Here is a 12,260-nt window from a genome sequence, read left to right as displayed (position 1 = left end):
CCGATTGGCTACCATCACCCGATGACCCAAGACCTGTTCCGCCAAGACGCCTACCAGACCGAATGCACGGCCGTGGTGACGGCCATCACCGACGCCGGCATCGTGCTGGACCGCACCGTGTTCTACCCGCTGGGCGGCGGCCAGGCCGGCGACAGCGGCTGGCTGGTGCTGGCCGACGGCACCGAACTGGCCATTGCCGACACCCGCAAGGGCAAGGACGCCGAGGGCCGGTTTACCCACGAAATATGCCACCAGTCCACGCCAGACGGCCACGAAGCGCTATCAAAACTGAAGCAAGGCGACACCGTGACCGCGCGCATCGACTGGGCCCGCCGTCACCGGCTGATGCGCTTTCACACCACCACCCACCTGCTGTGCCATCTGGTGCCGCAGCTGGTCAACGGCTGCTCCATCACGCCCGACTACGCGCGGCTGGACTTCAACATGACCGACCCGCTGGACAAGGAGGCGCTGACCGCCGGCATTGCCGCGCTGGTGGCGGCCGGCCACCCGGTCAGCGTGGGCGAGATCACCGATGCCGAGTTGGATGCCAACCCGGCGCTGGTCAAGAGCATGAGCGTGAGCCCGCCGCGCGGCAGCGGCGTTGTAAGAACCATCCGCATCGGCGCGACCGACCTGATCGACCTGCAGCCCTGCGGCGGCACCCACGTGGCCAACACGACCGAAATCGGGGCCGTGGTGGTGACCAAGATCGAGAAGAAATCGGCCAGCACCCGGCGCGTGGTGCTGGGTTTTGCCTGAGCGCGGTGCGCGCGCCCGGGCACGTATCCCAGGAACTTAGCGCCGCGGCGCGGCTCCCACAACGGTCATGAACCTGTCCCGCCTCCTTTTCGCTATTGCTTTCATAGCAAGCAGTGCAGCAGCCACGGGGGCTGCGGCCCAAAATGCCGCCAAATCCGAGGTCACCACCGAGCAGGTGCGCGCCGAGCTGCTGGCCCACGCCCCCGAGGGCGTGACCGCCGGGCAGACCGTCTGGGTCGGCCTGCGGCTGACCCACAAGCCCGAGTGGCACACCTACTGGAAGAACTCGGGCGACTCGGGCCTGCCCACCCAGCTGGAGTGGACCCTGCCGCCCGGCGTGATGGCCGGCGACATTGCCTGGCCGGTGCCCAAAAAGATTCCCATTGGCAACCTGGCCAACTATGGCTACGACAACACCGTGCTGTTGCCGGTGCCGCTGACCATCACGCCTGAATTCAAGCCCGGCGTGCTGACCCAGGCGCTCGAAGTGAAGCTGCACGCCGCCTGGCTGGTCTGCCGCAAGGAATGCATCCCCGAGGAAGGTGATTTCCTGCTCAAGGTGCCGGTGCGCAGCGCCACGGCGATCGACGGTGCGGCGTTCGACGCCGCCTTCAAGGCCCAGCCCCGGCCGGTGATGGGCAGCGTGGGCGGCGTGCGCCCCGACAGCAGCATCCAGATTGACGGCAACGCGCTCAAGCTCAGCGTGCAGGGCCTGCCCGCGGGCCTGCGCGGCAAGACGCTCGAGTTCTTCCCCGAAACGCCCGAGGTCATTGAAACCGCGGCCCCCATCACCCAGGCCTGGAACGGCGCCGTCTGGACCGCCAGCGTGCCGCTGTCGGCGCAGCGCAGCAACAGCCCGTCGGTCATGCCCGTGGTGCTGGCCACCACGGGCGACAGCGGTCGCGAAGCCTGGCGGGCCGAGATCAAGGTGTTGGGCAACTGGCCCCAGGTCGCCGCCGCGGCCACGGTCTCGCCCGCGCTGGAAGCCGCGCTCAGGGCCAATGCCGCGCCGCCGGCGGCCGGGCCCTCGCTCACGCTGCTGGCCGCCGTGCTGGGCGCGCTGCTGGGCGGCCTGATCCTCAACCTCATGCCCTGCGTGTTTCCGGTGCTGGCCATCAAGGTGGTGAGCTTCACCCAGCACGCCGACGACCGGCGCGCCCACCGCATCAGCGGCCTGGCCTTCACGGCCGGCGTGGTGGTGTCCTTCCTGGCGCTGGGTGCGCTGATGCTGGCGCTGCGCTCGGCGGGCGAGCAGCTGGGTTGGGGCTTCCAGCTGCAGTCCCCGGCCGTGGTGGCGGGGCTGGCCGCGCTGTTCACGGTGATCGGTCTCAACCTGGCGGGCGTCTTTGAATTCGGCAGCTTCCTGCCGTCCAGCGTCGCGTCGATGGAGGCGCGCAACCCCGCGCTCAACGCCTTCCTGTCGGGCGTGCTGGCCGTGGCCATTGCCTCGCCCTGTACCGCGCCGTTCATGGGCGCTTCGCTGGGCTTTGCCATCGGCCTGCCCGCCGCCCAGGCCCTGCTGGTGTTTGGCGCCATCGGCCTGGGCATGGCCGTACCCTATCTGCTGGCCAGCTGGGTCCCCGCCGTGGCCCGTGCGCTGCCGCGCCCCGGCGCCTGGATGGACACTTTCCGCAAGCTCATGGCCTTCCCGATGTTCGCCACCGTGGCCTGGCTGGTCTGGGTGCTGGGCCAGCAAAGCGGCATTGATGGCGCGGGCGCCCTGCTGGCGCTGCTGGTGGGCCTGAGCATGGTGATCTGGGCGCTGACGCTCACCGGTCGCGCGCGGGTTGTGGTTGCTACCATTTCCATAGCACTCCTGGCCGGCGTGGCCTGGACTGCCGGCTCTTTTGTCACACAAGGCCAGCCCCAGGCCAGCGTGGTGGCCGCGGGTTCGCGCTGGCAGGCCTGGGAGCCGGGCCGGGTGGATCAGCTGGTGGCCACGGGCCAGCCGGTGTTTGTGGATTTCACGGCCGCCTGGTGCGTGACCTGCCAGTACAACAAGAAAACCACGCTGGCCAACACCGACGTGCTGACCGATCTGGACGCCAAGAAGGTGGTGATGCTGCGCGCCGACTGGACGCGGCGCGACCCGGCCATCACCGCCGCGCTGCGCACCCTGGGGCGCAACGGCGTGCCGGTGTATGTGTTCTACAAGCCCGGCGCGGCGCCGGTGATCCTGTCTGAAGTGCTGAGCGTGGACGAGGTCCGCGCGGCCATTGCCCGACTGTAGGTTGTCCCCCTCTTCCCAAGGAGTGTCCTCATGCTGCGCAGAACCCTGATCACCGCCACCACCCTGCTCGCCTTCGGGCTGGGCGCCGCCCACGCGGCCGCCACGGTCGGCCAGCCGGCCCCCGACTTCACGCTCAAGGACGCGAGCGGCAAGACCGTGAAGCTCAGCGACTACAAGGGCAAGCACGTGGTGCTGGAGTGGACCAACCCGGGCTGCCCGTTTGTGCGCAAGCACTACAACAGCGGCAACATGCCGGCCACACAGAAAGAGGCCACGGGCAAGGGCGTGGTCTGGCTGGCCATCAACTCCACCGAGAAAGCCAGCGCCGACTACCTGGAGCCCGCGCCGCTGGTGGCCTGGCTCAACGAGCGCAAGGCCGTCCCCACCGCCGTGCTGATGGACGAGGAAGGCACCGCCGGCAAGGCCTACGGCGCGCGCACCACGCCCCACATGTACATCGTGGATCCGCAGGGCAAGCTGGTCTATGCCGGCGGCATTGACAGCATCCCCTCGGCCCGGCCTGACGACATTGCCAGGGCCACCAACTACGTCAAGGTGGGTCTGAACGAGGCGCTGGCCGGCAAGCCGATCAGCGCCGCGGCCACCCAGCCCTACGGCTGCTCGATCAAGTACAAGAGCTGAGCCCGCTCAGGCGCTGGCATAGGCCTGGCGCAGGTCCCGCTTGAGGATCTTGCCGCTGGGGTTCTTGGGCAGGGCCTCGGCAAACACCACGCGCTTGGGGGCCTTGAAGCCGGCCAGCCGCTCCCGGCAATGCGCCATCACCGCGGCCTCGGTCAGGCCCGCGCCGGGCTTTTGCACCACCACGGCGGTCACCGCCTCGATCCATTGCGGGTCGGGCAGGCCGATCACGGCCACCTCACTGACCCCCGCCAGCTGGTAGATGGCTTCTTCGACCTCGCGGCTGGCCACGTTCTCGCCGCCGGACTTGATCATGTCCTTCTTGCGGTCTACCACGGTGATGTAGCCCTCGTCGTCGATGGTGGCGAGGTCGCCGCTGTGGAACCAGCCGCCCTCGAACGCGGCGGCCGTCTTCTCCGGGTCATTGAAGTAGCCGCTGAGCAGCTGCGGCGAGCGGTGCACGATCTCGCCGACCTCGCCCACGGGCACGTCGCGCATCTGGTCATCGACCACGCGGGTTTCCACGTTGATGGCGGCGCGCCCGGCCGAGCCGGCCTTGCGCAGCTGGTCTTCGGGCTTGAGCACCGTGGCCAGTGGCGCGATCTCGGTCTGGCCATAGAGGTTCCACAGCCGCATGTGGGGCAGGCGCGCGGCGAGCTCCTTGAGCACCTCCACCGGCATGATGGATGCGCCGTAGTAGCCCTTGCGCAGGTGCCGCAGGTCGGTGCTGTCGAACAGCGGCGAGCGCATCAGCGCAATCCACACCGAGGGCGGCGCAAAGAACGAGCTGACCTTGTGCTGCGCCAGCATGGGCAGGATGACCTCGGGCTTGGGCTGGCCCGTGATCACATTGGTCATGCCCACATAAACCGCCGGGCCCAGGAACACATCGAGCTGGGCACAGTGGTACAGCGGCAGTGCGTGCAGCATGCTGTCGCCCGTGTGCATCTCCTGCTCCATCACGCAGCTCACGTACTCCCAGAGCACGGCGTCGTGGGTGAGCATGGCGCCCTTGGGCAGCGACTCGGTGCCACTGGTGTAGACGATCTGCGCCAGCGCCTGGGAGTCGACCGGCACGGCGGGCGGCGTGTCGGGCGCATCCAGCAGGTCCGAGAACTGCACCATGCCGGCCGGCGCGGGGCCACTGCCTTCCTGCGGCAGCCAGACCAGTGACTGCACGGCCGTGTCCTGCGCCGCGGCCTGCTGGCCCGTGGCCAGAAACTCCGACCCCACGGCCAGCGTCTGCGCGCCGCAGCTGCGCAGGATGAAGGCAATCTCGCCCGCGTTGAGCATGAAGTTGATGGGCACCAGCACGGCGCCAATGCGCGCCAGCGCAAAGCGCAGCGCCACAAAGCTGCTCGAGTTGCGCGAGAGGATGGCAACGCGGTCGCCGGCCTGAACGCCCCGGGCCAGAAAAGCGTTGGCCACGCGGTTGCAGGTGGCGTCGAGCTCGCGGTAAGTCCAGGTGGTGCCGTCAAACACCACGGCGGGCTTGTCGGGCAGGCGCTGCGCGGTGCGTCGCAGGACGTCGCCAATGGTGTGCTGGCGCGCGGCGCGCAGGGAGGCATCCAGTTCGGACGTGTTCAAAGGCATGGGGGTTCCTGTGGAGATGACACTCGGTTGTAGCAGGCCGCCGCGCGTGCGCGCATCGGGGATGACGCGGAGGCTGCCGCAAAAAGCCCTTGCGATCTACACTGCGGCCATGAGCACCATCCATGACCTGCGCCGCATCCTGGGGACTTGTAAAACCATCGCAGTAGTGGGCCTCTCGCCGCAATGGCACCGGCCCAGTTTCTTCGCGGCCAAGTACATGCAGGCCCACGGCTACCGCATCATTCCGGTGAACCCCATGGCGACCGAAATTCTGGGCGAGCGCTGCTACCCAAGCCTGAGCGCCGCCGCGGCCGACCACCGCATCGACATGGTGGACTGCTTCCGCAAGAGCGAAGACATTCCACCGCTGGCCGACGAGGCCATCGCCATCGGCGCCAGGTGCCTGTGGATGCAGCTGGGCGTGGTCAACGAGCCCGCCGCCGCCCAGGCCCGCGCCGCCGGCCTGGATGTGGTGATGGACCGCTGCGTGAAGATCGAGCACGCCCGGCTGTTTGGCGGGCTGGGGTGGTTTGGCGTGAACACGCGCGTTATCTCTTCGCGGCGGCCGCAGCAGTTGCCTTATTGAGATGCCTCATCTGGTTGCCATTGCGCTTGTCGGGTTTGCTGCTTTTGTGCATCAAAGGCGTGTGCGCCTGGCCTGGGGCGCTTCACTGGCGCGGTCACCGCGTTGCGGTGACTGCCCTGCGTTGCTCGGGCTGGCGGCCCGTCGTGGAACTCGCTACGCGCGCCTTGCGCGCTGCGCTCAAACAGCCACGACGAGTCAGATGACGAAGCGCGCTGCGCGCGCGGCCACCAGCCCTGCGCTACTCGGCGCGCCAGAGGCGCACCCCAGGCCAGGCGCACACGCCTTTGCCGAGACAGTGTTGGCACGCCCACAGTTTGAGCGCCACTTCCCCGCTTCGCGCCGGGCTGTGCGCGGCGGGGGCGATCTCTGGGGCGGCGAGGAGCGCAGGCACAGGGTCGGCGCGCGCAGCGCGCTTCGTCATCTGACTCGCCGTGGCTGTTTGAGCGGAGTGCGCAAAGCGCACGCAGCGAGTTCCGCGGCGCGACCCTGTGCCGAGCACCGCAGCGCAGTGGGCGCAAAGCGCCAACCGCCCCAGTGTGAGCCCCCGCCGCGCACAGCCCGGCGCGAAGCAGCGAGCGAAAAAAGCAAAGCAACATGACAAAAGACCGCGACTACGGCTTCGGCACCCGAGCCATCCATGCAGGCGCCATCCCCGACCCTGTGACGGGCGCGCGCGCCACGCCCATCCACCAGACCACGAGCTTTGTGTTTGACAGCGCCGAGCACGCGGCCAGCCTGTTCAACCTGCAGACCTTTGGCAATGTCTACAGCCGCATCAGCAACCCCACCGTGGCGGTGCTGGAAGAGCGCGTGGCCTCGCTGGAAGGCGGCCGCGCCGCGCTGGCCTGCGCCACCGGCATGGCCGCGCAGATGACGGCGCTGCTGGCCATCCTGAAGGCGGGCGACCACATCGTCGCCGCGTCCACGCTCTACGGCGGCACCGTCGGCCAACTGGGCGTGGGCTTCTCGCGCCTGGGCATCGAAACGAGCTTCGTCGACCCGGAAGACCCCGACAACTTCCGCCGCGCGATCCGCCCCACCACCCGCGCCGTGTACGGCGAGACGCTGGGCAACCCGCTGGTCAATGTGTTCGACATCGAGGCCGTGGCGGCCGTGGCGCATGAGCACGGGCTGCCGCTGGTGATCGACAACACCGTGGCCAGCCCCTACCTGTGCAACCCGTTTGCCTTTGGCGCCGACATCGTGGTGCACAGCGCCACCAAGTACCTGGGGGGCCATGGCACGACCATGGCCGGCGTGGTGGTGGAATCGGGCCGTTTCGACTGGGCCTCGCCCCTGTCGGCGCCCAAATTCCCCGACATGCTGGAGCCCAGCAAGGCCTACCACGGCGTGAAGTTCTACGAGACCTTTGGCAACTTCGGCTACACCATGAAGGCGCGCATGGAGGTCAACCGCACCTTTGGCGCCAGCCTGTCGCCGCTCAATGCCTGGCTGATCCTGCAGGGCATTGAAACCCTGCACCTGCGCATGCAGGCGCATTGCCGCAATGCGCTTCGGGTGGCGCAGTTCCTCAGCGACCACCCGCTGGTCAGCTGGGTCAACTACCCGGGCCTGAGTGATTCACCGCACCATGCGCTGGCCAGAAAGCAGTTTCGCAGCATCGATGGCGCGCCTGGCAGCTCGGGCATCCTCACGTTCGGCATCCGGGCACCGGATCCCGCAAAGGCCGGTGAGCGTTTCATCGACGCCTGCGAATTCCTGAGCCACCTGGCCAACATTGGCGACGCCAAGACGCTGGTGATCCACCCCGCTTCCACCACCCACCGGCAGCTGAGCGAAGACGAACTGGCCCGCGCCGGCGTGCGCCCTGACATGGTCCGCCTGTCGGTGGGCATCGAGGACGGCGACGACATCGTCTGGGACATCGACCAGGCGCTGCGCAAGGCGGTGGCGTGAATGCAGATCGACCCCGACCTGCACGACTTCATCGACCAGCTCCAGCGCGAGCTGCCACCCGCGGCTGACCCCGCGGCTGACCCCGCGGACCTGGCCGCGCACCTGGCGCGCAGCGCGGCCGTGGCGCTGCGCCTGCCCTCGGTGCTGGTGCCCGTGACCTCGGGGGATTTCAAGCTGCGGCCCAGCGGCATGACCCTGCCCGCGCGCCTGCACTGGCCCACGGGCGCCAGCCAGCCGGTCCTGATGGCCTGGTTCCCGGGCGGCGGCTGGGCCACGGGCACGCTGGACTCACACGATGGCCTGTGCCGCCAGCTGGCCCACGATCTGGGCGTGGCGGTGGCATGTGTGCAGTTGCCTCCCGCCTCCGAGGGCCCGCTGCTGCAGGGCAGCGAAGCGGCGCTGCTGGCCCTGCGCACGCTGCTGGAGGGGCGCGCCAAGCTGGGCGTCAACCCCTACCGCCTGCTGGTGGGCGGCGACGGCAGCGGGGGCCATGCCGCGCTGCAGGCCGCCTGGCGGCTGTGCCGCATGCAACCGGGCAGCGTGGAGGCGGTGCTGGCCCTGTACCCGCTGGTCAAACCCGACTTCAACACGGCCAGCTACATCCGCTGCGCCCCGTCGCCCGTGTTCTCCCGGGCCGACGCGATTCGCGCCTGGCAAGGATTCCTGCGTGGCCGCTGGGACATCTGGGACGAGCGCGCCGTGCTCATGCATGGCAATGCCCCCTCACAGGCGCCGCCCGTCAGCGTGCTGGTGGCGGCCGAGCAGGACGTGGCCCACGACGACGCGATCCAGCTGCACGACTGGCTGCGCATGGTGGGCGCCCGCTGCGAGTTCTTCGGCGTGCCGCGCATGACGCACGACTTTGCCCGGATGCAGCACGCCAGCGACAAGGCGCGCAAGCTGATGCTCGATGCGCTGGCGGCATTTGCCGAGATTGCCATGCTCAAGCCCTGAGCCCCGCCGCGGGCAGGCGGCCTGCGACAATCCTGGGCATGAGCTTCCCGCCCCTGAAAAACGACACCTTCCTGCGCGCCTGCTGGCGCCTTTCCACGCCCCACACGCCGGTCTGGCTGATGCGCCAGGCGGGCCGCTACCTGCCCGAGTACCGCGAGACCCGGGCCCGGGCCGGCAGCTTCATGGGGCTGGCCACCAACGTGGACTACGCAACCGAAGTCACGCTGCAGCCGCTTGAGCGCTATGCGCTGGACGCGGCCATCCTGTTCAGCGACATCCTGACCGTGCCCGACGCCATGGGCCTGGGCCTGAGTTTTGCGCTGGGCGAGGGCCCGAAGTTTGCCTCCCCGGTGCGCGACGAGGCGGCGGTCAGGGCGCTGCAGGTACCCGACCTGAACAAGCTCAAATATGTGTTTGATGCCGTCACCTCGATCCGCAAGGCCCTGAACGGCCGCGTGCCCCTGATCGGGTTTTCGGGCAGCCCCTGGACGCTGGCCTGCTACATGGTCGAAGGCGCGGGCTCGGACGACTACCGCCTGGTCAAGTCCATGCTGTACAGCCGCCCCGACCTGATGCACCACATGCTGGCCATCAACGCCGACGCCGTGGCCGCCTACCTCAATGCACAGATCGAGGCCGGGGCCCAGGCCGTGATGATTTTCGACAGCTGGGGCGGCGTGCTGGCCGATGGCGCCTTCCAGCAGTTCAGCCTGGCCTACACCGAACGCGTGCTGGCCCAGCTGCGGCGCGAGCATGACGGGGTGAAGATCCCGCGCATCGTCTTCACCAAGGGCGGTGGCCTGTGGCTGCAGCAGATGGGCGCGCTGGACTGCGAGGTGCTGGGGGTGGACTGGACGGTCAACCTGGGCCAGGCGCGCGCGCTGGTGGGCCACAGCAAGGCGCTGCAGGGCAACCTGGACCCGAATGTGCTGTTTGCGCCGCCCGCGCAGATACGCACCGAGGCCGCCAAGGTGCTCGATGCCTTCGGCGCGCCCCACGCCAGCGACGGCCCGGGCACTGGCCACATCTTCAATCTGGGCCATGGCATCAGCCAGCACACCCCGCCGGAACATGTGGCAGTGCTGGTGGATGCGGTGCATGCCCACTCGCGCCAGATGCGCGGATAAAGCCTTGTCACAGAACCGTCATCAGGGTGTACCCTAGGTCCCACACTCAGCAAAAACTTTGCCAGCGCGCTTGACTTATGCACAAAAGTTGTGCTGCGGCGCAGAAGACAGACCCCCCGGAGGCGGGCGTTGCTATAAAACCAATAGCGCGCCCAAGCCCTTGATTCATAACGATTTATCGAATTGCTTTTTTTGAAGGCAATCCAGTGAAGGCCTTGATTTTCGGGGCTTCGGAGCGTGTCAGGGCAATCTATCAACAAAGTTATCCACAGAAAACCTGAATCATTGTCAAAATGCTTTTAAATCAAAGACTTAAGGGCTTTTCCGTAAGTTGACCTGAAGAAGACCCCCTAACCTGCGCTTCCAGATGTCCCACCGCCTTGCCGTCCTCGTTGCTGCACCGGTCCACAGCACGATCAGCGGCCCCTTGAGCTACCGAAGTGAGTTTCCACTCCCACCGGGTACATTGGTGCGTGTACCACTGGGCTCGCGCGAAGTCCTGGGCGTGGTCTGGGACGACCCGCAGATGCCAGGTCCGCAGCGGGAGGCCGCCGAGGACAAGCCCATTGCGGGGGTGCTGGAAGGCATTGCCCCTCTGCCCCAAAGCTGGAGACAACTCGTTACGTTTTCAGCGAACTATTACCAGCGAGGCGCAGGCGAGGTGGCCATGGCCGCGCTGCCCCCCCAGTTGAGAGGGCTGTCGAGCCAGCAGATCGCTCGCCGGCTCAAGCGCCAGGCCAGCGCGCCGGCCACGTCCGCGGCGGTTTTGCCGTCAATTGAAACAAGAAGTATCCAGCTCAGCGCCGAACAGGGCCGCGCGCTCGAGGCCCTGGAAGCCGGTGGCGGCCCGTTCCTGCTGTACGGCGCCACGGGCAGCGGCAAGACCGAGGTCTACCTGCACGCCGTGCAGACCCTGCTGGCACGCGAGCCCCATGCCCAGGCCCTGGTGATGGTCCCGGAGATCAACCTCACGCCCCAGCTCGAAGCGCGCTTCATCGAGCGCTTTGGCGCGGAAGCCGTGGTCTCGCTGCACAGCGGCATGACCCACCCGCAGCGCCTGAAAAGCTGGCTAGCCGCCCATACGGGCGCCGCGCGCATCGTGCTGGGCACCCGCATGGCCGTGTTCGCCGCGCTGCCCGCGCTGCGCCTGATCGTGGTGGACGAGGAGCACGACCCCAGCTACAAGCAGCAGGAAGGCGCGCGCTACTCCGCGCGCGACCTGGCCGTGTACCGGGGCAAGCTGGAAGGCGCCCGCGTCCTGCTGGGCTCGGCCACGCCCTCGCTGGAAAGCTGGCAGGCCTGCGAGAAGGGCCGCTACCAGCGCCTGGTCATGGCCGCGCGCATCGGGCAGGGCCCGGGCACGCCGGACGCGGGCCGCTTCCCTGCGGTGCGCCTGGTGGACATGAACCTGCAGCCGAAGAAGACCGTGTTCTCCGGCGCGTTGCTGGACGCCATCCAGCAACGGCTGGCGCGCGGCGAGCAGTCGCTGGTGTTCCTGAACCGGCGCGGCTACGCCCCGGTGCTGGCCTGCAGCGCCTGCGACTGGAAAAGCGAATGCCCGCACTGCAGCGCCTACCGCGTGTTCCACAAGCTGGACCGCACGCTGCGCTGCCACCACTGTGGCTTCACCGAGCGGGTGCCGCGCGCCTGCCCCGCGTGCGGCAACCAGGACATCACGCCACTGGGCCGCGGCACCGAGCAGCTGGAAGAACACCTGGCTGCATTGCTGCAGGGCACGCTCAATGTACAGGGCCAGCCCGTGCGGGTGGCCCGCATGGACGCCGACACCACGCGGCTCAAGGGCGCGCTGGCCTCGCAGCTGGCGCAGGTTCATGCGGGGGAGGTGGATGTGCTGGTGGGCACCCAGATGATCACCAAGGGGCACGACTTCCGGCGCATCACGCTGGTGGCGGCGCTCAATGCCGACACCGCGCTCTTTTCCAGCGACTTCCGGGCCCCTGAACGGCTGTTTTCGCTGCTGATGCAGGCCGCGGGCCGGGCCGGGCGCGACGCCGCCCAGGCCGGCGCGAGCGAGATGTGGGTGCAGACCTGGCACCCCACGCACCCGCTGTTCACGGCGTTGCGACGCCACGACTACCCCGGGTTTGCGGCTCAGCAGCTGCTGGAACGCGAGCAGGCGGGCATGCCGCCGTTTTCGTTCCAGGCCCTGGTGCGCGCCGAGGCCCGCACCCAGGAAGCGGCCCAGGCCTTCCTCACCGCGGCCAGCGCCGCCGCCCGGGAGGTGGCAGCCTTCGAACACGTCACGCTGTACCCCGCCGTGCCCATGAGCGTGCAGCGCGTGGCCAACGTGGAGCGCGCGCAGATGCTGGTCGAAAGCGCTTCGCGTTCGGCGCTGCAACACTTCCTCGCGCACTGGCAGGCGGTGCTGCAGGCCACGCGCGAGAAAGGCCTGATCCGCTGGGCGGTCGATGTGGACCCGCTGGCGGTCTGA

General features: G+C 68.4%; 9 protein-coding genes. 8 read left to right on the top strand and 1 reads right to left on the bottom strand.

Annotation, left to right across the window (positions count from 1 at the left end; all coding sequences use genetic code 11):
* The first annotated feature begins 21 nt into the window (after positions 1-21).
* The 3 genes from KF796_04775 (at position 22) to KF796_04765 (ending at position 3,634) form a co-directional block, all read left to right on the top strand.
* A complete protein-coding gene (locus KF796_04775; protein MBX3585937.1) occupies positions 22-762 on the top strand; it encodes an alanyl-tRNA editing protein in 741 nt (246 codons plus the stop codon).
* A gap of 67 nt (positions 763-829) precedes the next feature.
* The gene (locus KF796_04770; protein MBX3585936.1) at positions 830-2,992 is read left to right on the top strand and encodes a thioredoxin family protein; all 2,163 of its coding nucleotides are present in this window, start codon (positions 830-832) and stop codon (positions 2,990-2,992) included.
* Between the two features lie 30 nt (positions 2,993-3,022).
* Entirely contained in the window at positions 3,023-3,634 is a 612-nt protein-coding gene (locus KF796_04765; protein ID MBX3585935.1) for a thioredoxin family protein, read from the top strand.
* A gap of 6 nt (positions 3,635-3,640) precedes the next feature.
* Here the strand turns inward: KF796_04765 and KF796_04760 are convergent, their stop codons facing one another.
* A complete protein-coding gene (locus KF796_04760) occupies positions 3,641-5,224 on the bottom strand; it encodes an acyl-CoA synthetase (GenBank protein ID MBX3585934.1) in 1,584 nt (527 codons plus the stop codon).
* 109 nt (positions 5,225-5,333) lie between these two features.
* On the opposite strand from KF796_04760, the gene KF796_04755 reads away from it, so the two are divergent.
* From KF796_04755 to priA, 5 genes are all read left to right on the top strand, one after another.
* Complete coding sequence (locus tag KF796_04755) at positions 5,334-5,810, top strand: CoA-binding protein (GenBank protein ID MBX3585933.1); 477 nt, start codon at positions 5,334-5,336, stop codon at positions 5,808-5,810.
* Between the two features lie 594 nt (positions 5,811-6,404).
* Positions 6,405-7,727 (top strand): O-acetylhomoserine aminocarboxypropyltransferase/cysteine synthase, encoded by a 1,323-nt coding sequence (locus tag KF796_04750; GenBank protein ID MBX3585932.1) that lies wholly within the window; start codon positions 6,405-6,407, stop codon positions 7,725-7,727.
* Positions 7,728-8,681, top strand: a complete 954-nt coding sequence (locus KF796_04745) for an alpha/beta hydrolase (protein ID MBX3585931.1) — start codon at positions 7,728-7,730, stop codon at positions 8,679-8,681.
* Positions 8,682-8,719: 38 nt separating this feature from the next.
* Complete coding sequence (gene hemE / locus KF796_04740) at positions 8,720-9,808, top strand: uroporphyrinogen decarboxylase (protein MBX3585930.1); 1,089 nt, start codon at positions 8,720-8,722, stop codon at positions 9,806-9,808.
* A 367-nt stretch (positions 9,809-10,175) separates the two neighbouring features.
* Positions 10,176-12,260 carry a primosomal protein N' gene (priA, locus tag KF796_04735; protein ID MBX3585929.1) on the top strand — a complete coding sequence of 695 codons (2,085 nt, stop codon included), beginning with the start codon at positions 10,176-10,178 and terminating at the stop codon, positions 12,258-12,260.

This window comes from Ramlibacter sp., from assembly GCA_019635435.1.
Taxonomy (GTDB): domain Bacteria; phylum Pseudomonadota; class Gammaproteobacteria; order Burkholderiales; family Burkholderiaceae_C; genus JAHBZM01.
Note: the sequence above shows the minus strand (reverse complement) of the source record. Positions and strands in the feature narration are given on the sequence as shown.

Excerpts from the sequence above, each read along its gene's own strand:
- KF796_04775 (MBX3585937.1), top strand. The coding sequence starts at position 22 with ATGACCCAAGACCTGTTCCGCCAAGACGCCTACCAGACCGAATGCACG.
- KF796_04770 (MBX3585936.1), top strand. The coding sequence starts at position 830 with ATGAACCTGTCCCGCCTCCTTTTCGCTATTGCTTTCATAGCAAGCAGT.
- KF796_04765 (MBX3585935.1), top strand. The coding sequence starts at position 3,023 with ATGCTGCGCAGAACCCTGATCACCGCCACCACCCTGCTCGCCTTCGGG.
- KF796_04760 (MBX3585934.1), bottom strand. The coding sequence starts at position 5,224 with ATGCCTTTGAACACGTCCGAACTGGATGCCTCCCTGCGCGCCGCGCGC.
- KF796_04755 (MBX3585933.1), top strand. The coding sequence starts at position 5,334 with ATGAGCACCATCCATGACCTGCGCCGCATCCTGGGGACTTGTAAAACC.
- KF796_04750 (MBX3585932.1), top strand. The coding sequence starts at position 6,405 with ATGACAAAAGACCGCGACTACGGCTTCGGCACCCGAGCCATCCATGCA.
- KF796_04745 (MBX3585931.1), top strand. The coding sequence starts at position 7,728 with ATGCAGATCGACCCCGACCTGCACGACTTCATCGACCAGCTCCAGCGC.
- hemE (MBX3585930.1), top strand. The coding sequence starts at position 8,720 with ATGAGCTTCCCGCCCCTGAAAAACGACACCTTCCTGCGCGCCTGCTGG.
- priA (MBX3585929.1), top strand. The coding sequence starts at position 10,176 with ATGTCCCACCGCCTTGCCGTCCTCGTTGCTGCACCGGTCCACAGCACG.